This window comes from Methylobacterium sp. P3_A11, assembly GCF_056403155.1.
In genome coordinates this window covers 16,451-37,961 of record NZ_JBFUGA010000055.1, presented here as the reverse complement: position 1 = coordinate 37,961, position 21,511 = coordinate 16,451, and the positions used below count along the sequence as shown (strand labels likewise).

The 21,511-nt window shown below is 69.1% G+C and carries 21 protein-coding genes; 12 read left to right on the top strand and 9 right to left on the bottom strand.

The features are described from left to right. Positions 1-59: 59 nt before the first annotated feature. Positions 60-935, top strand: a complete 876-nt coding sequence (locus AC1DXK_RS17950) for an SDR family oxidoreductase (RefSeq protein ID WP_457107920.1) — start codon at positions 60-62, stop codon at positions 933-935. Between the two features lie 66 nt (positions 936-1,001). Here AC1DXK_RS17950 and AC1DXK_RS17945 read toward each other — a convergent pair whose 3' ends face one another. After that, positions 1,002-2,675 carry a methyl-accepting chemotaxis protein gene (locus AC1DXK_RS17945; RefSeq protein ID WP_477298536.1) on the bottom strand — a complete coding sequence of 558 codons (1,674 nt, stop codon included), beginning with the start codon at positions 2,673-2,675 and terminating at the stop codon, positions 1,002-1,004. Positions 2,676-3,068: 393 nt separating this feature from the next. Between AC1DXK_RS17945 and AC1DXK_RS17940 the strand changes: the two genes are divergently transcribed. Continuing rightward, positions 3,069-4,193, top strand: a complete 1,125-nt coding sequence (locus AC1DXK_RS17940; RefSeq protein ID WP_457107922.1) for an acyltransferase family protein — start codon at positions 3,069-3,071, stop codon at positions 4,191-4,193. Positions 4,194-4,892: 699 nt separating this feature from the next. Here AC1DXK_RS17940 and AC1DXK_RS17935 read toward each other — a convergent pair. The 3 genes from AC1DXK_RS17935 to AC1DXK_RS17925 are packed head-to-tail and all read right to left on the bottom strand — an operon-like array spanning position 4,893 to position 7,782. Then, positions 4,893-5,246, bottom strand: a complete 354-nt coding sequence (locus AC1DXK_RS17935; protein WP_477298534.1) for a response regulator — start codon at positions 5,244-5,246, stop codon at positions 4,893-4,895. A 53-nt stretch (positions 5,247-5,299) separates the two neighbouring features. Then, a complete protein-coding gene (locus AC1DXK_RS17930; RefSeq protein WP_477298532.1) occupies positions 5,300-6,334 on the bottom strand; it encodes an HWE histidine kinase domain-containing protein in 1,035 nt (344 codons plus the stop codon). Positions 6,335-6,345: 11 nt separating this feature from the next. Continuing rightward, positions 6,346-7,782 carry a DUF7125 family protein gene (locus tag AC1DXK_RS17925; protein WP_457107956.1) on the bottom strand — a complete coding sequence of 479 codons (1,437 nt, stop codon included), beginning with the start codon at positions 7,780-7,782 and terminating at the stop codon, positions 6,346-6,348. A gap of 821 nt (positions 7,783-8,603) precedes the next feature. Between AC1DXK_RS17925 and dusA the strand changes: the two genes are divergently transcribed. Then, positions 8,604-9,623, top strand: coding sequence for a tRNA dihydrouridine(20/20a) synthase DusA (gene dusA / locus AC1DXK_RS17920; RefSeq protein WP_457107925.1), 1,020 nt, complete (start codon positions 8,604-8,606; stop codon positions 9,621-9,623). 18 nt (positions 9,624-9,641) lie between these two features. Here the strand turns inward: dusA and AC1DXK_RS17915 are convergent, their stop codons facing one another. The 3 genes from AC1DXK_RS17915 to cobS are packed head-to-tail and all read right to left on the bottom strand — an operon-like array spanning position 9,642 to position 11,429. Beyond that, on the bottom strand, positions 9,642-10,334 hold the full coding sequence (locus tag AC1DXK_RS17915) for a retropepsin-like aspartic protease family protein (RefSeq protein ID WP_457107926.1): 693 nt from the start codon (positions 10,332-10,334) through the stop codon (positions 9,642-9,644). Beyond that, a complete protein-coding gene (locus AC1DXK_RS17910; protein WP_457107927.1) occupies positions 10,331-10,543 on the bottom strand; it encodes a DUF1289 domain-containing protein in 213 nt (70 codons plus the stop codon). Before AC1DXK_RS17910 ends, AC1DXK_RS17915 begins: the two co-directional genes overlap by 4 nt. A 52-nt stretch (positions 10,544-10,595) precedes the next feature. After that, positions 10,596-11,429, bottom strand: a complete 834-nt coding sequence (gene cobS, locus AC1DXK_RS17905; protein WP_457107928.1) for an adenosylcobinamide-GDP ribazoletransferase — start codon at positions 11,427-11,429, stop codon at positions 10,596-10,598. A gap of 142 nt (positions 11,430-11,571) precedes the next feature. On the opposite strand from cobS, the gene cobT reads away from it, so the two are divergent. After that, complete coding sequence (gene cobT, locus AC1DXK_RS17900) at positions 11,572-12,600, top strand: nicotinate-nucleotide--dimethylbenzimidazole phosphoribosyltransferase (protein WP_457107929.1); 1,029 nt, start codon at positions 11,572-11,574, stop codon at positions 12,598-12,600. A 139-nt stretch (positions 12,601-12,739) separates the two neighbouring features. Here cobT and AC1DXK_RS17895 read toward each other — a convergent pair whose 3' ends face one another. Next, entirely contained in the window at positions 12,740-14,335 is a 1,596-nt protein-coding gene (locus tag AC1DXK_RS17895) for an ABC transporter substrate-binding protein (protein WP_457107930.1), read from the bottom strand. Positions 14,336-14,458: 123 nt separating this feature from the next. Between AC1DXK_RS17895 and AC1DXK_RS17890 the strand changes: the two genes are divergently transcribed. The 4 genes from AC1DXK_RS17890 (at position 14,459) to queC (ending at position 17,359) form a co-directional block, all read left to right on the top strand. Beyond that, positions 14,459-15,136 (top strand): GntR family transcriptional regulator, encoded by a 678-nt coding sequence (locus tag AC1DXK_RS17890; protein WP_457107957.1) that lies wholly within the window; start codon positions 14,459-14,461, stop codon positions 15,134-15,136. Positions 15,137-15,238: 102 nt separating this feature from the next. Then, entirely contained in the window at positions 15,239-16,192 is a 954-nt protein-coding gene (locus AC1DXK_RS17885) for a dihydrodipicolinate synthase family protein (protein WP_457107931.1), read from the top strand. A 101-nt stretch (positions 16,193-16,293) separates the two neighbouring features. Then, positions 16,294-16,650 carry a 6-carboxytetrahydropterin synthase QueD gene (gene queD, locus AC1DXK_RS17880; RefSeq protein WP_457107932.1) on the top strand — a complete coding sequence of 119 codons (357 nt, stop codon included), beginning with the start codon at positions 16,294-16,296 and terminating at the stop codon, positions 16,648-16,650. Then, entirely contained in the window at positions 16,640-17,359 is a 720-nt protein-coding gene (gene queC / locus AC1DXK_RS17875) for a 7-cyano-7-deazaguanine synthase QueC (RefSeq protein ID WP_457107933.1), read from the top strand. Before queD ends, queC begins: the two co-directional genes overlap by 11 nt. On the opposite strand, the gene AC1DXK_RS17870 is transcribed toward queC, so the two are convergent. Next, positions 17,346-17,912 carry a TetR/AcrR family transcriptional regulator gene (locus AC1DXK_RS17870; RefSeq protein WP_457107934.1) on the bottom strand — a complete coding sequence of 189 codons (567 nt, stop codon included), beginning with the start codon at positions 17,910-17,912 and terminating at the stop codon, positions 17,346-17,348. The two genes, queC and AC1DXK_RS17870, sit on opposite strands and share 14 nt — an antisense overlap. Before the next feature lie 129 nt (positions 17,913-18,041). Between AC1DXK_RS17870 and AC1DXK_RS17865 the strand changes: the two genes are divergently transcribed. The 4 genes from AC1DXK_RS17865 to panB all read left to right on the top strand — a co-directional run bounded on the left by AC1DXK_RS17865 (position 18,042) and on the right by panB (position 21,505). Continuing rightward, a complete protein-coding gene (locus AC1DXK_RS17865) occupies positions 18,042-19,016 on the top strand; it encodes a quinoprotein relay system zinc metallohydrolase 2 (RefSeq protein ID WP_477298527.1) in 975 nt (324 codons plus the stop codon). A gap of 41 nt (positions 19,017-19,057) precedes the next feature. Further along, positions 19,058-19,897, top strand: coding sequence for a quinoprotein dehydrogenase-associated SoxYZ-like carrier (locus AC1DXK_RS17860; protein WP_457107936.1), 840 nt, complete (start codon positions 19,058-19,060; stop codon positions 19,895-19,897). Between the two features lie 2 nt (positions 19,898-19,899). Beyond that, positions 19,900-20,496, top strand: a complete 597-nt coding sequence (locus tag AC1DXK_RS17855) for a rhodanese-like domain-containing protein (RefSeq protein ID WP_457107937.1) — start codon at positions 19,900-19,902, stop codon at positions 20,494-20,496. A 190-nt stretch (positions 20,497-20,686) separates the two neighbouring features. Further along, complete coding sequence (gene panB / locus AC1DXK_RS17850) at positions 20,687-21,505, top strand: 3-methyl-2-oxobutanoate hydroxymethyltransferase (RefSeq protein ID WP_477298525.1); 819 nt, start codon at positions 20,687-20,689, stop codon at positions 21,503-21,505. Positions 21,506-21,511: the final 6 nt, after the last annotated feature.

Sequence of the window (21,511 nt, the reverse complement as noted above, 5' to 3'; positions counted from 1 at the left end):
AGCGCCGGAACACCCCCGATGCCCCGCGGTTGGACCGTCATCCCCACCGGAGATGTCGCGTGACCACGGACCCGCTGCACAAGTATCCCCGTCCGCCCTTCCCGGCACAGCCCCAGAGCTTTCCCGGGAAGACCGGCCGCATGGAGCCGGAGCCCGACCACGGCGAGGCCAGCTACAAGGGCTCGGGCAAGCTCACGGGGTTGGCGGCGCTGATCACCGGCGGCGACAGCGGGATCGGCCGCGCCGTCGCCATCGCGTTCGCCCGGGAGGGTGCGGATGTCGCCATCTCCTACCTGCCGGAGGAGCAGGCCGACGCGGAGGCGGTCGGCCAGTGGGTCGAGAAGGCGGGACGCCGCGCGCTGCTCCTGCCGGGCGACCTCAAGGATGCCGCCTACGGGCGCCAGATCGTCGCCCGCACGGTGGAGACGTTCGGGCGCCTCGACGTGCTGGTCAACAACGGCGCGTTCCAGCAGCCGAACCAGGACCTCACGGCGATCGACGACACCGTGTTCGAGGACCATTTCCGCACCAACGTGTTCGGCGCGTTCTACGTGACCAAGGCGGCCCTCGCCCATCTGAAGCCCGGCGCCTCGGTGATCTTCACCTCGTCGGTGAATTCCAAGCACCCGATGCCGTCGCTCATGGCCTACAGCGCCACGAAGGGTGCGCTGAGCAACATGGTGCTGAGCCTCGCCCAGCTGCTCGCCGAGAAGGGCATCCGGGTGAACGGGGTACTGCCGGGGCCGATCTGGACCCCGTTCATCCCCGCGGGGATGCGCGAGGATGCGGTGAAATCCTTCGGCAGCCAGGTGCCGTTCGGCCGCCCGGGCCAGCCCGCGGAACTCGCCTCGGCCTACGTGATGCTGGCCTCGGACGAGAGCAGCTACACATCCGGCGCGCTCGTCACGGTGGCCGGGGCCATGCCGATCCTCTGAACGATCCGGCCGGATGGGGGCGCACCGAGATGCGCGCCCCCGCCGGCCCTGCCACCCCGACCGCGCTCAGGCGGCGCGCATCTCGGCGAGGAAGCGCGTCACCGCGCCCCGCAAGGTCTCGGCGCTGTCACAGATGTCGCCGGCCGCCGCGCCGACCTCGCCGGCCGTGCGGCGCGTATCCTCCGCGGCCGCCGAGGCCGAGACCACGTTCTGGCTCACCGAATCGGTTCCCCGGGACGCCTCGTCGATGTTCTCCGAGATGTGACCCGTGGCAAACCGCTGCTGCTCCACCGCCGCGGCGATCGCGCCGGCGATGGCGTTCATCGTGTCGATCGTCCTGCCGATCGCGTGGACGGCATCGACCGCCTCGGTCGTCTCCCCCTGGATCGCCGCGATCTGCGCCGTGATCTCCTCGGTGGCCCTTGCGGTCTGCCCGGCCAGGCTCTTCACCTCGGCGGCCACCACCGCGAAGCCACGCCCCGACTCGCCGGCCCGCGCCGCCTCGATGGTGGCGTTGAGCGCCAGCAGGTTCGTCTGCTCGGCGATCGCCGAGATGATCCGCACGACCTCCCCGATCTTCTCCGCCGCCCCGGCCAGGCCGCGGATCTGCCGGTCGGTGCGCTCCGCCTCGGTGACCGCCTGTCCGGCGATCTCGGCCGACTTGGCGACCTGGATGCCGATCTCCCCGATCGAGGCCGACAGTTCCTCGGTGGCCGCCGCCACGGTCTGGACGTTGGCCGCCGCCTGCTGCGCGGCGCCGGCCGCCGAGCCGGCCTGCTGCGCCGCCACCGCGGCGGTGTCCGACATGGCCCGGCAGGCCTCGCGCATCCCTGCGGCCGCGCTGTCGACCCGGGTCAGGAGCCGGCTTGCCCCGTCGTCGAAGTCGCGGGTCGCCTCCTCCATCCGGCGGGCGCGCTCCTGTCGGTGCTGCTGCTCGGCGCGCTGCCCGGCCGACAGGGTCTGGGCCTGGATCATGCTGTCCCGGAACACGCCGGCGGCCTCGGCCATCTGGCCGATCTCGTCGCGCCGCCCCCGCCCCGGGATCACGACATCCATCTCGCCGGCCGCGAGCCGGCGCTGGGCCGCCGTGAAGGCGCTCAGGGGCCGGGTGATGCTGCGCGCCAGCAGGACGCCGACAACCCCGATCCCGATCGCGAGCGGGATCAGCCAGAGCAGGATGGTGAGCATCCGCGTCCGGCCCAGGGCCTCGATGTCGTCCACGTACAGCGCGGAGCTGATGACCCACTGCCACGGCTCGTAGGCGAGGGAATAGGCGACCTTCGGAGCGGGCTCGGTCTCGCCGAGGCGTGCCCACCGGTACTCGGTGAAGCCGCCGCCGGCCCGGGCGCGCTGGATCATCGTCCAGACGAAGGTCTTCTTCATGGCCTCGTCGTCGCGGGACCGGGTGCCCTCGATCCTGGGATCGGGATGAACGACGTTGCGGCCGATGTCGCCCGGGGTCGCGCTGTAGACGAAGACATAGTCGCCGCCGTTGTAGCGCATCGCCCGCAGGGCATCGCCGGCGCGCCGCCGCGCCTCTTCGACCGTGAACGCGCCGGCCTCGGCCTGCTGGGCCAGGGTCGTCACGATGTTGTGGGCCGACTGCACCTGGGCGCGGACAGCCTCCTTGCGGCCCTCCATCATCCCGTCGCCGATCAAGGACATCTCCGCGCCCACGATCTCTATAAATGCCAGGAGCATCCCTCCGATCAGCAGAAATACCTTTTTACCGATAGTCATTTCGCCAATTCTCCAAATAACATTATTTGCACTAAAATTATTTATTGGAAAGAATCAGATTTATGCTTCAGATTCTTCGAAAAAATATTTTATCATCGCGGGAGAACATTCCCATGCCATCCGGACATGCGAGACATGCTTCGCCGAGCGCTTCCAGGGCCGGGTGCCTGCGCCGGGGCACCGGCGTTCCGTATCCTCCGGCTGGAAACGTTGCCCTGCGAACACGTCCGACCTTCCGCTCGCCCCTGCATCCTGGAGCGATCAGAGCGTGCGGCTTAACCGTGCCGCGCGAATTCCGCCCGCGAACCAAAGCCTCATGTAAGGGTCACACGAACGCGAAAGTGCTTTGAAACCGCGCGCGTCATGCGGTCCTGCGAATTCTCGGGGAGGGCGATGCGAGGCGAACGGCTCGGCTATATCGATACAATCCGCGGCCTTGCTGCTCTGGCGGTGATCTATTTCCACTTCGCGGAGCATCTGCTGAGAACCGATCAAGTGTCGGGCGCAGTCGAGCGGGGAATATTTATCGTACTAACCCAGTATATGGATCTGGGTAAAGTCGCAGTCATCATATTTTTTTCCGTTTCCGGCTTCGTGATTCCTTATTCGTTCGACGCGCAAAGCCGAACGCCGGTCAGGGATTTTGCGATCAGTCGGTTCTTCCGCCTTTATCCAGCCTACTGGCTTTCGATTCCCTTGGGGATATGCGCCTTCTATGTCCTGCCGGGACGCGCTATTTCGACGACAACGGTGATCGCGAATGTGACGATGCTGCAGCAGTTTTTCGGCATCGATAACATTATCCTGCTGTACTGGACTTTACAGATCGAGCTGGTCTTCTACGCCCTGTGTGTGCTCCTGTTCCGCGCGGGCTCTCTTCAGCGGACGGCCGGCGTCGCGATCTCGGCAGGGGCGATGCTTTTGGCTGCCGTGGCGATGGCCGTGGCGCGCTACCACCTCGGCAAAGCCTTACCGGTCGCACTCCCGTTATCCCTTGCGATCATGTTCTGGGGCGCTGTCTGGCGCGGCTGGCTGATCGAGCAACGGGCCGATGCACGACGTGCCGCCCTGTACCTCCTCGCCCTGATCGCCCTTTCGGTACCGCTCATCTCGGTGCTCGCCTATGGGCGCGATCTCGGTTTTGGTCAGACTTGGTATCGCTACACGGCAACCTATTGGGCCGCTCTGCTCGTCTTCGTCCTGATGACCACGCGATGCAGGATCCATGGGCCTGTCTTCGCTTGGCTCGGTGCGATCAGCTACGGGCTCTACCTGTTCGGTCCCGTCGCGCAGGAGGTGGTGATCGCCGTCACGCGGTCGATGGGGATCGCGTCGCATGGCCATCTCATGATTGCAGCCGCGATGATCGTCGCCATCGCCCTTGCCGCTCCGGTACACCGCTACGTCGAGCGGCCCTGCATGCGCCTCGGTCGCCGCCTGGTGAGAGCCCTCGCGCAGCACAGGGCGAACGCGGAAGCCCTTTCCCTGGATCATCCGCAGCCCGCCTCGGCGCGTTGAGCGAAGAACAGCGAGACCGCGCGCACCTTCGACCCGTTCGGCCCCGCGTCTCACCAGCGCCATTGGGCGGCGGTTCCCGCGAATCGGCCGCCGAGCCCAAGCCGCGATGCGCCTGCCGGAGCACAGGTCGGATACGATGGCGCCGATCAGGGCGGCGCGGCAACAGGGTGGCGAGGGCCTGGCGCGCGGCCGTGGCGCGATTCCAAGGCCGGCCTCGTGACGAGCGACCGCGTGCAGTTGTCGCACAGCCCGCGGGCGCCGATCGGTGCGCTGGACCGGTCCGGCCCGCCGACGGCGGCGATGGACGCCTGCAACGCCCACTGAGGCCGCGGCGTGGGCGGGGCTGGTGGGCCGGGGCGAATGGAGCACGAAGTTCGAGATGCGCACGCCGCGCACCACGACTCAGATCAGCGTATTGCCGGCTACGCACGCACAGGCCGCGCGCCTTCCGGTTTCACGACGGCTTTGCGCAATTTGGTGAGGTCCCGTTTGTTCGGCCGGGCATGGCTCTAACCAAGCGCTGCCGTTCGACGCAGCGCTTTACCGGCATTTGAAAACCTGACCCGTTTTTCGACGGAAAGGACGCCATTGCAGGCATCTGCCGACTCGCGCAGAAGCCTTGTCGGGACTAGGATCGCGGCGCAGCCACAGACACAGACACCAGACTTGGATCATCCGACGATCGATGATGTTTCGATTTTACGCGTTTTTCGATCCAAGAAATTGCATTTTGTCTTTAAATTCATCGCGCGAAATAGGCTTTCTGATCGTTGCGATCGCGATCTCGCGATGCTGATCGGCAATTTGCTCCTGTCCCGTAACAAAGATCGTCGGAATGCCGCGCCCGAGCAGCCAAGCGGCTGCAGAAGGACCCGTACGCCCATCGGCAAGATCGATGTCCACCAGCGCAGCGTCAAATTCCAGACCCGAAAATTCTTCCTTCAGATCGGAAAAACTTTCAAAACCTGCTACGAAAACATATCCCAGATCCTCAAGGAGCTGTTCTATATAAAATATTACAAGAGGATTGTCCTCTAAGCATACTATCCGCATCTGTTTATCCGGATATTTTTCAACGGATGGTCCGCAGTGAACGCTCGATCGGACTACGAGTCGCTGGAGACCCGGGACAAGAGCCCGCGAGCATCACACGCGAGGCCCTCGGGGTTGAAACCGATCGTCGGCTTCTGGCCGAACATTCCCGTCAAAGCCGCTCGCAAGTAGCGGGTTCCATAGCCGACGCGCACGGGGGCCTCGACCGGCGGTCCATCACGCTCGCGCCAACGGATCGAGAATGCGCGCGGTTCTTCATCCGAAACCTGCCATTCGAAACGCACACGGCCTTCGGGGGTGGACAGCGCGCCATACTTGATCGCGTTGGTCGTCAGTTCGTGGAGACAGAGCGCGAGCGTCGTCCCGGCCTCGCGGTGTAGCATGACCGCGGGGCCGGCCGACGAGATGCGATCCTCGCCCGTCAGTCGATAGGGGCCGAAGGTGAGGTCGACGATCTCTTGAACCGCCACGTTTTCCCCGACGGCATGGAAGACGGCGGAATGCACGTTGGCCAGTGCGCCGAGCCGTCCTCTGAAATCCTCTGCAAATCCCTCGAGCGAGGTTGCGCCGCGATGGGTCATCTCGAAGATCGAGACGACGCTGGCGAGGATGTTCTTGACGCGGTGGTTCAACTCGCGACGCAACTCGATTTCGCGCGCGATGTGATCCCTGACGTCGCGTTGCCGAAGTCGGGCCAGCAAGGCGGACTGAACGCCACTGACCAACTCCACGGGACTTACGGGCCGTTGGTAGAAGAGGTGGCGTGCCCGCGGCCAGATCCGGCTCAGTTCGGCGCGCACGCGCATGTGGGGCGAAGCCCGATCGAGCAGCACGATGATCGGTATTTCGGACCAGGCCGGCTGCGAGGCGACATGGCTCGCGACCGCTTCCAGAACGGGTGGCGTCAGTGCCTCATGGGTCGCGACCAAGACTCCCGGCAACGTCGCGAGCCGGCCGGCGAGGTCGTCGATGCCGGTGGAGATCGCGACGCGGATATCGTTCTCCTCCAGTAGACGACCGAGGAAAGACGCGTCCTTGCGGTAGGGTGCCAGGACCAGCACGTGATCCAGCGTGGACAGATCGTCCAAATCCGAAGCGCTCACGCTTCCGGTAGCGGATTGTAGGGCACGACCGTCACCCCGGAACTCTTGATGAAGAGCTCATGGACATCGAGGTCGTGCGGGCCATGCCGCTTCTTAACCACCGTGATGTTGCGCCGCAGCCGGCCGTCATGCTCGGTGATGCGGAGCAGCAGGACGGTATCGCCGAGGAAGCTGACGTCGACATCGATCCCGACGTTCTGGCCCAGGAGGCCATGCTGGGCCACGATCAACATCGTGAGAACACCGGCCCGTGCGAGATATTTCAGAAGCGCCTGGATGTCGCGGACGGCTTTTTCCCGGTGAGGCAGAGAATTGAGATAGCCGGTGAAGCTGTCGATCACCACGACCCGGCTGTTGTCCTCGGTGACGATGCCCTGGACGATCTGTGCGAATTCGCCCGGCGAGATTTCGTTGGGATTGAAATCGCGGATGATCAGCTGACCAGATTCGTAGAACTGGCGCAGATTCATGCCGAGTCCTTCGGAGCGGCGGAAGAAGGTTTCCAAGCGCTCCTCGAACAGGAACAAGGCCACGCTCTCGCCGCGCTTCAACGCGGCTGTCGCGTACAGCGAAGCCATCGTGGACTTGCCGGTCCCGGACTGTCCGATCACGAGGGTTGTCGTTCCCGATTCCTGCCCCCCGCCGAACATCTCGTCGAGCGTGTCGACGCCCGATTTGATCAGTTCCGGGGCGCAGGCTTCGGTGGCCGCTCCCGGTACGATTCGGGGGAACACGACAACCCCCTGACCCTCGCGGATTGCCATGTCATGGTACCCGTCCGCGATCGGCACGCCGCGCATCTTGCTGACTTCGATCCGCCGACGCACGGCGCCGTACTCCTCGAGCGACTTGTCGAACCGGATCACGCCATGCGCGATGCCTTCGACCTCCTCGCCGTTCATCCCCTCACCGTTCTGCGTGTCGAGGAGCAGGGCGACCACGTTGCGCTTGGCCAGAAAAGCCTTGAAGCCGATCAGCTCCCTGCGGAACCGCGGCGTGTCGCCAGTGAGCAGCCTGATCTCCAGCAGCGAGTCGTAGACGAGGCGGCTGGGTTTGTACGCCTCGATCGCTTCTTCGATGGCCTGTCGCGTTTCGTCCAGGCGCAGTTCCGCAGTTTGAAAGATCGTTTGGTCTGAGGCACCACTGACCGCGTCCGAAGCGGACAGTTCCTCGACTCGTATGCCGTCGAGGTCCCAACCGTGCGACACGGCGATCGATCTGAGCTCCGCCGCTGTCTGCGAGAGGCTGACATAGATGCAACGCTCGCCCGCAGCGACGCCGGTCAGCAGAAATTGAAGAGCGGCCGTTGTCTTGCCGGCGCCGGGTGACCCTTGCAGCATGTACAAATTGGACGGCGGCAGTCCGCCGCGCAGAATTTCGTCCAGTCCCTCGATCCCCGTAGGGACGGGCTCTGGTGTTTTGGATTTTACCACTGAGGTCTCCTCGCCGCTGCTCACGAACGGCGCCGGGCCGAATATGGCTGATGTTTCGCTGGCTCGGTCTGAAAACGCAAGTAAACGTGCGAGGGCACCATCAGGAGCGGGCTTCGGAGTCAATCTGGACGGCTGACGCCGTCCGAGAGGGCCAGCACACAGGTCCGTCAAGCCGAAATGCCCGCATGTGCGTCCCGGGTCGTTCCGGCCTCGTTTGCTCTATGGTCCGGCTGTCTGGATCGTTGACCTCCGTGGCGGGTCCGACGCCGAGAGGGCTCGTCTGATCCGATCGGCGCTCGGCGGTCCGTGCCTCGAATCGGCCGGCGCGGGATACGCTTCGAGGCGTAGGCGCAGCATCATCTCGGGCAAGCGGGAGTGCCCCGTCCCTATGACCTGCAAAATGCCCCGCGTCGCGGGCGACGTCCGAAGGTCCGGAACGACGGAGCGTCCGAGCGCCCTTGAATGCCAGGGATGTGTGTACGGCTGCCGGAATGCCGGCGATTCGGACCTGGGTCTTCACCTGAGCGCGGGTACCGGACGCGTCGAAGTCCTTCCCCCGCCTCCGGATCCGGGCCGCGGCCGCCCGCGCGGCGGTCGAAGGTCCGGGCCTCGCGATGGACCGTGCCGTCTCTTTTGACGACGATCCGGGCATGATACCCCGTCGTCCCGTTCTTCCGCGCGCTCGACGATGGTCCCCATCGCGTCCCCCGCGGTGGTTCAGCACGGGGGCGAGCACGTACAGCACAGCTGTGCTGCGCGCAGTCCGAGGCCCGATCGGGCACGCCGGGTCCCGGCGAGGGACAGCACGAGAGCGACAGCAAGTGATTGCCGGACCGGAAAAACTTCAAAATCTCAGTGGATGGCGCTTTTCCGTCGCCCCGATGATGGACTGGACGGATCGTCACTGCCGGGCGTTCCACCGGACCCTCTCGACGCGCGCCCGGCTCTACACCGAGATGGTGACCACCGGCGCGGTCCTGCACGGATCGCGGGAGCGCCTGCTCGGCTTCGCGGAGGTCGAGCACCCGGTGGCGGTCCAGCTCGGCGGCTCGGACCCGGCGGCGCTGGCGCAGGCCGCGCGGATCGCCGCGGATTTCGGCTACGACGAAGTCAATCTCAATGTCGGCTGCCCGTCGGATCGGGTGCAGGAGGGCCGCTTCGGCGCCTGCCTGATGCGCGAGCCGGCCCTGGTCGGCGACTGCGTCGCCGCCATGAAGTCGGCAGTCTCCGTGCCGGTGACGGTGAAGTGCCGGATCGGCGTCGACGACCAAGACCCCGAGGCGGCCCTGGACGCCCTCGCCGATGCCGTGGCGGCGGCGGGCGTCGACGGCCTGATCGTCCACGCCCGCAAGGCCTGGCTCCAGGGTCTCTCACCCAAGGAGAACCGGGACGTGCCGCCCCTCGATTACGGCCGGGCGGCGCGGCTGAAGCAGCGGCTGCCCGGCCTGCCGATCGCGGTCAACGGCGGCCTGCGCGACCTAGACGCCGCGCGGGCGCGGCTCGCCGAGGTCGACGGCGTCATGGTCGGCCGCGCCGCCTACACCGAACCGGCGCTGCTGCTCGGCGTCGATCCCGGGTTGTTCGGCGTGCCGGCGCCGGCGCCCGACGCCTTCGCGGCGGTGGAGGCGTTCGAGCCCTACGTCGCCGCGCTCCTGGCCCGGGGCGAGCGCCTGCACGCGGTCACCCGGCACATGCTCGGGCTGTTCAACGGCCGGCCGGGGGCGCGGGCCTTCCGGCGCCACCTCTCCACCCACGGCATGCGCCCGGAGGCCGACCTCGCGACCCTGCGGGCGGCGGTGGCGCTGGTCTCCCGCGCAGCGCCCGAGGCCCGCGCGGCCTGAGCGCGTCCCACCGCCCCGTCAGGGCCGGCGCAGGATCAGGCGGTCGCCCCGGACCTCGTAGCCCGAGAGCCGCGTCAGGAAGCTCTGGCCGAGGAGGTTCGCGGAGAGCGCCCCGGGCTTGGCCACCATGGCGTTCACCCGCCGCTCGGTGATCGTACCGACGCTGAGCGAGTCGAGCTGGGTCGGCGCCGCGTAGGTGATGCCGTTGGCGGTGGAGACGCGGGCGGTGAAGTCGGCGGGGGCGGGCGTGAGGCCGAGGGCGGCGGCGTTCTCGGCGGTCAGCACGACGCTGCTCGCCCCGGTATCGAACAGGAAGAGCTGCACCCGGCCGTTCACCTCGGCATCGACCCGGAAGTCGCCGTCCGCCCGCCGGGTGATGGTGACGGACCCGTCGCCGCTCGACGTCGCGCTTCCCGGCCGGAGATCGCCGAGCACCCGGGCACCGACCTCCTGGATCCGGTCGCGGTAGCTGTAGCCGATCACCAGGGCGAGGCCGATCAGCGCCCAGGCCAGGAGCGCCTGCAGGTTCGCGCCGAGCCGGGCGGTGAAGGACCGCCAGAACCCGGCCACCACCAGGAGCAGGATCGTGCCGGTCCAGGCCAGGGTGGCCAGCTGGTCGGGTCCGATCACGCCGCCGACGCTGTCGCTGCCGTCGCTGAGGACCAGGGCGAGGACCACCAGTGCGAGGGCGGCGAGGCCGAGATAGATCATGACGGCACGGGTGCTTCCAGGGGCGTGAGGCCGGCCTCCCGCATCCGGGCCTCGAGCCCGGCCATGACCGCGCGGCGCTGCAACTCCGAAAGCGTGCCCCAGGCGGCGATCTCGTCGCGGGTCCGCCCGCAGCCGCAGCACAGGCCGCTCGCGGCGTCGAGCACGCAGACCTTGGTGCAGGGCGAGGAGGGCTTCGGCGCGGGCGGCATCCAAAACCCTTGGCCGGGCGATCGTGGCCGGGTCAAGACGCGGCGCGCATCCTCAATCCGCACCTCCCGCCATCGCCGCCACCAGGGCCAGCAGGGCGGCGATCTCCGAGACCTGCTGGCAGGCGCCGATCACGTCCCCGGTCTGCCCCCCGATCTTGGCGCGCGCCAACCGGGTCACGCCCAAAGCCGCGAGGGCGGCGCACAGGATCATCAGCGCGACGCCGCCGAACGGCAGGCCGAGCGGCACGGCAGCGAGCGCCAGGGCCGCGCCGAGGCCGGACGCGGTGGCGAGGCTCGCCCGATCCGGACGGCCCACCGCGGCGGAGAGGCCGCCCGGCCGCGCCGGCGCCAGCAGCACCATCGGGGCGAGGGCGGCGACCCGCGACAGGGCGGACGCCAGGATCAGGCCGGTCGCGGCCGCGTATCCGGTCCGGTCGAGGAGCGTCGCCAGGGCGCCGATCCGCAGGGCCAGCGCCAGGACCAGGGCCGCGCCCCCGTAGGCGCCGATCCGGCTGTCGCGCATGATCTCCAGGCGGCGCTCCCGGGTGGTGCCGCCGCCGAACCCGTCGGCGACGTCGGCGAGCCCGTCCTCGTGCAGGGCGCCCGTGGCCACCACCAGCACCGCGATGGCGAGCGTCGCGGCCAGGAACGGCCCGAGACCGATCCGCCAGCCGCCGGCCAGGACCAGCGCCGCGGGCAAGGCCAGGATCAGGCCGGCCAGCGGCAGCATTCGGGGCAGGGTGGTGAAGTCGGGGCTGCGGTGCGGGTCCGGCTCGCCGGGCAGTTGCGGCACCGGCAGGCGGGAGTAGAAGCGCAGGCACCCGGCGAGGTCGTAGAGGGCGCCGCGCCCGGGCCAGTCGGCCTCCCCGCCGGTCTGCCTGTCCATCGCGGCCTCTCGCATCCGCCCGCCACCGCGCGCCGGTGGAGCGAGCCCGACCAGTATAGTCGCTCCGATCCGGCCCCGTCTCCCTGTCCGGGAGTGCCCACAGGAAATCATCGCCGCCATGACAGACCCGGTGACAGACCCGATGACCGCTCCCGAACCCGGTCCCTTCGACGACATCCGCAACCTGCTGAAGGCGATGCCCGGCCCTGACGCGGAGGCGAAGGCCGCCGTCGCCGCCCGGGACGCGACCCTGACGAAGCCTGAGGGCTCCCTCGGACGGCTGGAGAGCCTCGTCTCCTGGCTGGCGGCGTGGCAGGGCAAGGCGCCGCCGAGCTTCGACCGGCCGCTGGTCTGCGTCTTCGCCGGCAGCCACGGGGTCACGCGCCGGGGCGTCTCGGCCTTCCCGGACGCGGTCAACCGGCAGATGCTCGACAACTTCGCCGCCGGGGGCGGGGCGATCAACCAGATCTGCGCGGCCTACGGTCTCGGCTTCAAGGTGTTCGACCTCGCCCTCGACATGCCAACCGGCGACATCACGGAAGCGCCGGCCCTCGACGAGCGCGCCACGGTCGCCACCATGGCGTTCGGCATGGAGGCGGTGGCCGCCGGCACCGACTGCCTCGGCATCGGCGAGATGGGGATCGGCAACACCACGGTGGCGGCCGCCCTCTACGCCGCCCTGTTCGGCGGCGAGGCCGCTCACTGGGTCGGGCGCGGAACCGGAATCGACCGGGACGGCCTGTCCCGGAAGGTCGCGGCCGTGGAGGCGGCGCTCGCGCACCATTCCGGGCATCTCGACGATCCGCTCCAAGTGCTGGCGCGCCTCGGCGGCCGGGAGATCGCCGCCATGGCGGGGGCGATCCTGGCCGCCCGGCTGCAGCGCATCCCGGTGGTGATCGACGGCTACGTGGCCACCGCCGCCGCGGCCGTGCTGCACGCCGCCGACCCGGGCGCCCTCGACCATTGCCTGGCCGGCCACGTCTCGGCGGAGGGCGTCCACGCCGAGGTGCTGGAGAGGCTCGGCCTGGTGCCGCTGCTGGCGCTCGGCATGCGCCTCGGCGAGGCCTCCGGCGCCGGCATGGCGATGGGCCTGCTCAAGGGCGCGCTCGCCTGCCACACGGGCATGGCGACCTTCGCGCAGGCTGGGGTTTCCGAGAAGGGCGAAGGCTGAGGCCGCAGGGGCATCCGAGCCCGCTCGTCTTTGCGAGCGGAGCGAAGCAACCCAGGGCAGCGGGACGTCGGCAAGCGTAGCGTCGCTGGATTGCTTCGCTCCGCTCGCAAAGACGGCGAGCCTTCAGGCCGGCCCGGATTCAGCCGGTCTTCTCGATGTTCCAGAAGAACTGCACGGGCGCCATGACCATGCCCTTGAGCTTCGTGCTGACGGCCATCGGCTGCTGCACGAGGCCCGCCGGGGCGTAGGGCACGACCTCGAAAGCGCGCTCCTCGATGCGGGCGGCCAGCGCCTTCTGCTGGGCCTCGTCGCCCGTGGCGATCCACGCGCTGCGCAGGGTCTCCAGGGTCGGGTCGTCCGGCCAGCCGAACCACGCGGCCTGACCGTTGGCCCGGATCAGCGGGTGCAGGGCCGGATTGAGCACGTCCGCCCCGGACCATAGCGTGTGGAACAGCGACCAGCCGCCGGCATCGACCGGTCCGCGGTTGCCGCGGCGGGCGATGAAGCTGCCCCAGTCGGTGGAGACCAGATCGACGTTCATCCCGAGCTGCTTGAGCAGATCCTGGGTCACCAGGGACTGGTTGTAGGCGATCGGCTGGTCGGCCGGGGCCAGCAGCACCACGCGCTCGCCCTTGTAGCCGGCCTTGGCCAGCATCGCCTTGGCCTTGGCGAGGTCCCCCTGCATGGCGGCGGCCCCGCCGGCGCCGGTCGACATCGGCGAGCCCGGCGTGAAGAAGGTCTTGGCCTCCCGGTAGTATTCGGGGCTGCCGACCACCGCCTGCATGTAGTCGTCCTGCTTCATGGCCATCATCACGGCCCGGCGGATCTCGGGATTGTTGAACGGCGGCTGCGTGTGGTTGAACCGCATCAGCAGGATCAGCCCGAGGGGCACGTTGCGGATCTCGATCCCCGGCTTGCCCTTGAGGACCGGGATCAGGTCGATCGCCGGCTGCTCGTACCAGTCGACCGCCCCCTGGATCATCGCGCCCACCGCCGCGGAGGCCTCGGTGATGGCCAGCCACTCGATCCGGTCGACCTTGGCGACCTTGCCGCCCGCCGCCCAGGAGGGCGCCTCCTCGCGGGGGCGGTAGCCGGTGTGGCGGGTGTAGATCGCGTTCTGGCCGGGGATCCATTCCCGCGCCTCGAAGCGCCAGGGGCCGGAGCCCATGGGATCGGCGATGGGCTTGGAGGCATCCTGCAGGGCGATCCGCTCCGGCATGATGAACGGCACGTTGGAGGACAGCTTGCCCAAGGCCGCCGGGAGCAGGGGGAACGGCTGCTTCAGGCTGATGGTGAAGGTCCGGGCGTCCTCCTGGCCGTACCCCTCCACGAAGCCCGCCAGGGTCTGGCCGAAGGCGTCCCGCTTGGACCAGCGCGCCACCGAGGCGATGCAGTCCTTGGCCTCGACGGGGGCGCCGTCGTGGAAGCTGAGGCCATCGCGGAGATGGAAGGTCCAGCGCAGCCCATCGGGCGCGGTCTGCCAGTCGCTGACCATCTGCGGCTGGATCCGGAAATTCTCGTCGGTGGCGAACAACGTGTCGTAGACGAGATAGCCGTGGTTGCGGATGACGTAGCTCGTGGCGACGATCGGATCGAGGGACGGCAGGGGCGTGGACGGGATGAAGCGCAGCACGCTGCCGCCGCCGGGCTGCGCCCGGGCGAGATACGGGCGGCCGATGGTGGCGGCGGCCGCGCAGGCGGTGCCGGCCAGGAGTTGGCGGCGATGGAGCGTCATGGCGGGCAAACCCTCTCCTGATCAGGCCCTGACGCCCGAGTTATTTTATACAATCTCAGCATCGGGGCGGCGCCGTCAAGGGCTCCGTCGCGCGCCCGGGCCTGACGGGGGGACGAGTCGATGATGAAGAACCGGACCCTCGCGGGTTCGATCGGATCCGAGATCCGGCAGCGCATCCTCGACGGGCGCTATCCGGCCGGATCGCAACTCCGTCAGGACGGCCTGGCGGCCGAGTTCGGCGCCAGCCGGATCCCGGTGCGGGAGGCCCTGTTCCAGCTCGAGGCCGAGGGCCTGGTGCGGATCCATCCGCATCGCGGGGCGACGGTGGCCCCGCTCTCGCCCGCCGATGCGGCCGAGGCCCTGGAGCTGAGGGCGGTCCTCGAACCGCGGCTCCTGGCGATGTCGGCTCCCCTGCTGACAGAGGCGGATTTCCGCCGCGCGGACCTTCTCCTCGACGAGTACGCCGCCGCCCTGAGCGCAGGCGCCACGGCGCGCTGGGGCGCCCTCAACACCGACCTGCACCTCCTGCTCTACAGCCGGGCCGACCGCCCGCGTGCCCTCGGCATCGTCGGCGCGCTGCTGGCAGAATGCGACCGCTACACGCGCCTGCAGCTCTCGACGGACGTGGCCGAACTGGAACGGGCCGACCGGGAGCACCGCGAGATCGTCCGGCTGTGCCGGAACGGTCACGTCTCGGCCGCCTGCGCCCTCTTGGTCGACCATGTCTGCCATGTCGCCGACGCCCTGATGGCCTTCCTGGGCGACGGTCGCGCGCTCCACATGCCCCGCGTGATTGTATAAAATCCTTGCCATCATGGACCGCCGCTGGCATGGACAGGCCCGCCCTCCGGTGCGGCTCCGTCGCCGGCCGGGATGACCGCCTCCAGACCGGACGACCCGCCGATGGCCTCAGACCAACAGATCTTCTCCGGCACGATCCCGGCCCTGATGACGCCCTGCCGGCCGGACCGCTCGCCCGATCTCGACGCCCTCGCGCGCAAGGGACGGCAGCTCGTCGATGCCGGGATGTCGGCGGTCGTCTATTGCGGCTCGATGGGCGACTGGCCGCTCCTGACCGACGCGGAGCGCATGGCGGGGGTCGAGCGGCTGCTGGCGGCCGGCGTCCCGGTCATCGTGGGGACCGGCGCCCAGAACCCGAAGCGGGCGGCCGCCCTCGCCGCCCACGCCAAGGCGGCCGGCGCCCACGGCCTGATGATCATCCCACGGGTCCTGTCGCGCGGCAGCGCGGCGGCGGCGCAGGAGGCCCATTTCTCCGGCATCCTCGATGCGGCGGTCGACCTGCCGTCCGTGATCTACAACAGCCCCTATTACGGCTTCGAGACCCGGGCCGACCTGTTCTTCCGCCTGCGCGACCGGTACCCGCACCTCGTCGGGTTCAAGGAGTTCGGCGGCGCGGCCTCACTCACCTACGCGGCCGAGCACATCACCGGCCAATCCCCCGAGATCACCCTAATGGTCGGGGTGGATACGCAGGTGGTGCACGGCTACGTCAATTGCGGCGCCCGGGGCGCGATCACGGGCATCGGCAACGTCCTGCCGCGGGAGGTCCTGCACCTCGTCGCCCTGTGCGAGAAGGCGGCGACCGGCGACGTCCAGGCCCGGCGGCGGGCGATGGAACTCGACTCGGCCCTCGCGATCCTGTCGAGCTTCGACGAGGGCACCGACCTCGTCCTGTACTACAAGTACCTGATGGTGCTGGAGGGGAACCCGGAATACGAACTCCACTTCAACGCCACCGACGCGCTGAGCGCCGGCCAGCGCCACTACGCGGAGAACCAGCTGCGCCTGTTCAAGGCGTGGTACGCGCGGTGGTCGGAGGAGGCCGCCGGGGCCTGATCCGCCGCCGCCGCGGCACGCAGGGCAGCCCGCCTTTGCGCGGGACGGCCCGTCGGCGCTATGGCGGGTGCGAGATCGGCCACAGCCCGCGAAGCCCGCCCATGAAGATCACCCAAGCCTTCACCTTCGAGGCCGCCCACCGGCTGCCGAACGTGCCCGAGACCCATCGCTGCCACCGGATGCACGGGCATTCCTACCGGGTCGAGCTGACGGTCGCCGGCCCGGTCGATCCCCATACCGGCTGGGTGATCGACTTCTACGACATCGAATCGATCTTCGGCCCGCTGCTGGCGCGCCTCGACCACCATTGCCTCAACGAGATCGCGGGGCTGGAGAACCCCACCGCCGAGAACATCGCAGCCTGGATCTGGCAGCGCCTGCAGCCGGATCTGCCGGGCCTCGCGCTGGTGCGGGTCGCCGAGACCCCGATGTCCTGGGCCGAGTACGATGGCGCGTGAGGCGGCGATCCCCGGCGACCGCGCGGCGCTGGTCCTGTTCTCCGGCGGCCAGGATTCGGCCACGTGCCTCGCCTGGGCGCTCGACCGGTTCGACCATGTCGAGACCCTGGGCTTCGATTACGGCCAGCGCCACCGGGTCGAGCTCGACCGGCGCGCGGCACTGCGGGCGGGCACGACGCGCCTCAACCCCGCCTGGGGGTCCCGCCTCGGGGACGACCACACGCTGTCCCTCGACGCCCTCGGGCAGGTCTCGGAGACGGCGCTCACCCGGGAATCCGCGATCGGCTACGAGGCGTCGGGCCTGCCCAACACCTTCGTGCCCGGCCGCAACATCGTGTTCCTGACTTTCGCGGCGGCGCTGGCCTACCGGCGGGGCCTCCGGCACGTGGTCGGCGGCATGTGCGAGACCGACTATTCCGGCTATCCCGACTGCCGGGACGACACGATCAAGGCCCTGCAGGTGGCGCTCAACCTCGGGATGGAGCGACGCTTCGTGCTGCATACGCCGCTGATGTGGCGCGACAAGGCGCAGACCTGGGGTCTCGCCGAGGCCCTGGGCGGGCGGGCGCTGGTCGAGCTGATCGTCGAGGAGAGCCACACCTGCTACCTCGGGGAGCGCGGACAGCGTCATCCCTGGGGCTACGGCTGCGGCACCTGCCCGGCCTGCCGGCTGCGGGCGGACGGCTACGCGCGGTTCATCGCGGCCTGAGCCCCTCCACCAGCACCGCCAGCGTCCCCCGGAAGGCGGCGGGGCTCGCGAACAGCCGCTCCATCAGCAGCGCCCCCTCCAGGGTGGCGACGACGTAGCGGGCGAGCGCCGCCGGATCCGCGCCGTCGCGGACGCTGCCGTCGGCCTGGCCCGCCCGCAGGATCGTCTCCAGCCACGCGAGGTGATCCGTGAAGAAGGCCGCGATGTCCTGGCGCAGTCGTTCGGGCAGGGCCTCGCCCTCGATGGCCAGCGCCGCGCAGAGGCAGCCGAGCCCCTGCTCGACACCGCCGAGGTAGAGCCGGCCATAGGCCTCCACCCGGCCCGGACCGTCGGGTACGTCGCGGCGGATCGCCTCGAGGGCGGCGGCGTAGCGGGCCGCGTAGGCCGCCACCAGGGCGGCCCCGAGATCCACCTTGGTGGGGAAGTGATGGTGGATGCTCGCCTTGCGGATGCCCACCGCCTCCGCGAGGTCGGCGTAGCTGAACCCGGCATAGCCCCGGCCCCGGACCAGAGTCTCGGCCTGCATCAGCAATTCGGCGCGGGTGTCCCTCATCGCGAACCTCGTCTCCCGGAGCGGGTCACGCGAACGTGCGACCCGCCCATGTCCCACCGCCTGTCTGTCACTTGACGGTCCCTGAATCTACCTACTTAATGGTAGACAACAAGATTGGGAGGGTTCGGCATGACGGCCTCCGCCGTCGATCCGTGGGAATCCGCCGTCGCGGGCCGCAGCACCGTGTCGCGGCGCGGCGCATTGTTCGGCGGCCTGTGCCTGTGCTGCCTGCCGACCCTGGGCCGCGCGGCCGAATCCTTCACGATGGAGGAGGTCGGCCCCGGCATCTTCGTGCGGAAAGGGCTCATCGCCGACGCGACGGCCGAGAATGCCGACGCCATCGCCAATGTCGGCTTCATCGTCGGCAAGAACGGCGTGCTGGTGACGGAATCCGGCGGCAGCCTCGCCGACGGCCAGTGGCTGCGCGCCGAGATCGGCAAGCGCACGCAGAAGCCGATCACCCACGTGGTGCTGACCCATGTCCATCCGGACCACGTGTTCGGGGCAGGGGCCTTCATGCAGGACAAGCCGGTCTTCGTCGGACACGCCAAGCTGACCGAGGCGCTGTCCGCCCGGGGCGAGTTCTACCGCAAGCGCCTGATCGACCTCCTCGGCGAGGACCGGACCGGGCCGGTGGTCTACCCGACGCTGTCCGTCGCCGACACGGCCGAGATCGATCTCGGCGACCGCCGCCTGRCCTTTACGGCGCACGGGGCCGCCCACACCACCTCGGACCTGTCGATGATCGACTCCGGCAGCGGCCTGCTGTTTCCGGCCGATCTGCTGTTCGTGAACCGGATCCCGTCCCTCGACGGCAGCCTCCGGGGCTGGCTCAAGGAGGCCGAGCGGCTCAAGGGCATGGGCGCGACCCGCGCGGTCCCGGGCCACGGCCCCGTCGCGGTGGACCTCGCCCCGGCGCTCGCCGACCTCACCGGCTACCTGACCGCGCTCCGCGACGGCACACGGGCGGCGATCGCCAAGGACGTCTCCATCGAGAAGGCGGTATCGAGCGTCGCCGCGGATCAGCGGGACAAGTGGGCCCTGTTCGAGACCTACAACGGCCGCAACGTCACCGTGGCCTATCAGGAACTCGAGTGGGAATAGAGTTTCGGATCCCCATATCTGATGACTACGGGAGGCACGCCATGACCCACCGGATCGGAAAGACACTCTCCAACCTCGCACTCGGCGTCGCCCTAGCGGCCACCGCCCTGGCGGGACCCCTCGTCCACGGTGCGCAGGCCGCCGGCGCCTCCGACACCGAGCAGGAGCGGGCGGCCCGGTGGCAGGAGATCGCCAAGTCGATCTTCGGCGACCGCCAGATCGCGCCCACCGACACCCTGGTGAAGATCGACGCGCCGGCCCGGGCGCTGGACGCCGCCCTCGTGCCGATCACCCTGACCATGCCCAAGGACGGGCAGATCAAGGCGGTCTCGCTGATCATCGACGACAACCCGGCGCCCTACGCGGCCAAGTTCGAGTTCGGCCCGGCCGCCGACACGTCGGAGCTGAAGCTGCGCGTGCGGGTGAACAACTACACCGACATGCACGCGGTGGTGGAGACCCAGGACGGCAAGCTCTACGAGGCCAAGCAGTTCGTGAAGGCCTCCGGCGGCTGCTCGGCCCCCATGGGCATGAGCGACGAGGAGGCGATGAAGGGCATGGGCGACATGCGGATGAAGTTCGCCGAGACCGCACCCGGCAAGCCCGTTGAGGCGACCCTGATGGTCCGCCACCCGAACTTCTCCGGCATGCAGATGAACCAGGTCACCCGCGACTTCACGCCGGCCCGCTACATCGACAAGCTCACCGTCTCGGCCGGCGACCAGACGGTGTTCACCATGACGGGCGACATCTCGATCTCCTCGAACCCGGTGATCAACTTCGCGTTCAAGCCGGACGGCAAGCCGATCCAGGTGGCGGCCTCGGACAACCAGGGCGGCCGCTGGCAGCACAGCTTCACCCCGCCGAGCCCGACGAACTGACCATGCGCCGCTTCATCCTGGCCGGCCGGGCCGCGGCGGCCTGTGTCGCACTCCTGTGCCTCGCGGCCGCGCCGGCCGATTCTCCGGTCAACGTGCCGGAGCCCGAGGGGCTCTATGCCGGGCCGCCGAAGGGCTACACGCCGCCGACCCTGAAGGGGGCCGCGGTGATCGACGCCGACGGCCTCGCCGCCCTGATGGCGGGGCCGGACAAGCCGGTGCTGATCGACGTGGCGGCGCCGGACCGCAAGCCGTCGAACTTCCCCGCAGGCCGACTCTGGCTGCCGGTGCATCCCTCGATCCCCGGGGCGGTCTGGATGCCGGAGGCCGGAGCGGAGCCCCTGGCGGCCGAGCGCGAGGCTCTGTTCTACGCGCGGGTCGCGGCGTTGACCGGCGGCGACACGGCCAAGCCCGTCGTGGTGTTCTGCCACGTGGAGTGCTGGGGCAGCTGGAACGCCGGCAAGCGGCTGGTGCTGAAGGGTTATACCGGCGTGCGCTGGTTTCCCGAGGGCGTCGAGGGCTGGCAGGAGACGCATGAGACCGCGAACCTGCGCGTCGATCCGGACTGGAAAGCGGCCACCGAGCCGCAGGCGGGGCGCTGACCGGGAGCGTCGGGCGGTGTAAGGACGGGTGCGGACCGAACGCTTCACACGGAGGCGCCCCCTCGCCCATGCGGGCGAGATCGGGTGAAGGATCGGGTCGATCCGGAGCGCCCATCTCCGTGACCTCGTCCCTCCGCCGCACGGAAGCGGGGATCCGCCCTCCACCGGGGCGCCGAAAGGGATCTGAACCATGTCGCAGGTCGTGCAGTCCCGCCGGCTCCGGGCGATCGATATCGGCAAGCGCAAGGCCGAGGGGCGCAAGATCACCGCGCTCACCGCCTACCATGCCCACACCGCCGGGATCGTCGATCCCTATTGCGACTTCATCCTGGTGGGCGATTCCCTCGGCATGGTCATGCACGGGATGGAATCGACCATTCCCGTGACCCTGGAGATGATGATCCTGCAGGCGCAGGCGGTGATCCGCGGCACCGAGAAGGCGCTGGTCGTCGTCGACATGCCGTTCGGCTCGTACGAGGCAAGCCGGGAGCAGGCCTTCCTCAACGCCTCCCGGGTGCTGAAGGAGACCGGGGCCGGCGCGATCAAGATGGAGGGGGGCGCTCATTTCGCCGAGACGGTGGCGTTCCTCGTCCAGCGCGGCGTGCCGGTGATGGGCCATATCGGCCTCACACCGCAGGCGGTGAACACGATGGGCGGCTTCAAGGTGCAGGGCCGGCTGCCCGACGACGAGCGCCGCCTCCTGGAGGACGCCCGCGCGATCTCCGAGGCGGGGGCCTTCGCGATCGTGCTGGAGGGCATCGTCGAGCCGGTGGCCCGCGCCATCGCGACCTCGCCGCGGGTGACGGCCGCCACGATCGGCATCGGCGCCTCGGCGGTGTGCGACGGGCAGATCCTGGTGCTGGAGGACATGCTCGGCCTCTCCGAGCGCACGCCGAAATTCGTCCGCCAGTTCGGGAGCCTGCGAGCCCATATCGAAGAGGCCGTGAAGGCCTACGCGGAGGAGGTCCGGGCCGGTCGGTTCCCGGCCGACGACCACACCTACGGGTAAGGCACG

What these genes read in the sequence shown, in the direction of transcription:
- AC1DXK_RS17945 (WP_477298536.1), bottom strand. Translation starts at nt 2,675, where the DNA reads ATGACTATCGGTAAAAAGGTATTTCTGCTGATCGGAGGGATGCTCCTG.
- AC1DXK_RS17940 (WP_457107922.1), top strand. Translation starts at nt 3,069, where the DNA reads ATGCGAGGCGAACGGCTCGGCTATATCGATACAATCCGCGGCCTTGCT.
- AC1DXK_RS17935 (WP_477298534.1), bottom strand. Translation starts at nt 5,246, where the DNA reads ATGCGGATAGTATGCTTAGAGGACAATCCTCTTGTAATATTTTATATA.
- AC1DXK_RS17915 (WP_457107926.1), bottom strand. Translation starts at nt 10,334, where the DNA reads ATGATCTATCTCGGCCTCGCCGCCCTCGCACTGGTGGTCCTCGCCCTG.
- AC1DXK_RS17910 (WP_457107927.1), bottom strand. Translation starts at nt 10,543, where the DNA reads ATGCCGCCCGCGCCGAAGCCCTCCTCGCCCTGCACCAAGGTCTGCGTG.
- cobS (WP_457107928.1), bottom strand. Translation starts at nt 11,429, where the DNA reads ATGGACAGGCAGACCGGCGGGGAGGCCGACTGGCCCGGGCGCGGCGCC.
- cobT (WP_457107929.1), top strand. Translation starts at nt 11,572, where the DNA reads ATGACCGCTCCCGAACCCGGTCCCTTCGACGACATCCGCAACCTGCTG.
- AC1DXK_RS17895 (WP_457107930.1), bottom strand. Translation starts at nt 14,335, where the DNA reads ATGACGCTCCATCGCCGCCAACTCCTGGCCGGCACCGCCTGCGCGGCC.
- AC1DXK_RS17890 (WP_457107957.1), top strand. Translation starts at nt 14,459, where the DNA reads ATGAAGAACCGGACCCTCGCGGGTTCGATCGGATCCGAGATCCGGCAG.
- AC1DXK_RS17885 (WP_457107931.1), top strand. Translation starts at nt 15,239, where the DNA reads ATGGCCTCAGACCAACAGATCTTCTCCGGCACGATCCCGGCCCTGATG.
- queD (WP_457107932.1), top strand. Translation starts at nt 16,294, where the DNA reads ATGAAGATCACCCAAGCCTTCACCTTCGAGGCCGCCCACCGGCTGCCG.
- queC (WP_457107933.1), top strand. Translation starts at nt 16,640, where the DNA reads ATGGCGCGTGAGGCGGCGATCCCCGGCGACCGCGCGGCGCTGGTCCTG.
- AC1DXK_RS17870 (WP_457107934.1), bottom strand. Translation starts at nt 17,912, where the DNA reads ATGAGGGACACCCGCGCCGAATTGCTGATGCAGGCCGAGACTCTGGTC.
- AC1DXK_RS17860 (WP_457107936.1), top strand. Translation starts at nt 19,058, where the DNA reads ATGACCCACCGGATCGGAAAGACACTCTCCAACCTCGCACTCGGCGTC.
- AC1DXK_RS17855 (WP_457107937.1), top strand. Translation starts at nt 19,900, where the DNA reads ATGCGCCGCTTCATCCTGGCCGGCCGGGCCGCGGCGGCCTGTGTCGCA.
- panB (WP_477298525.1), top strand. Translation starts at nt 20,687, where the DNA reads ATGTCGCAGGTCGTGCAGTCCCGCCGGCTCCGGGCGATCGATATCGGC.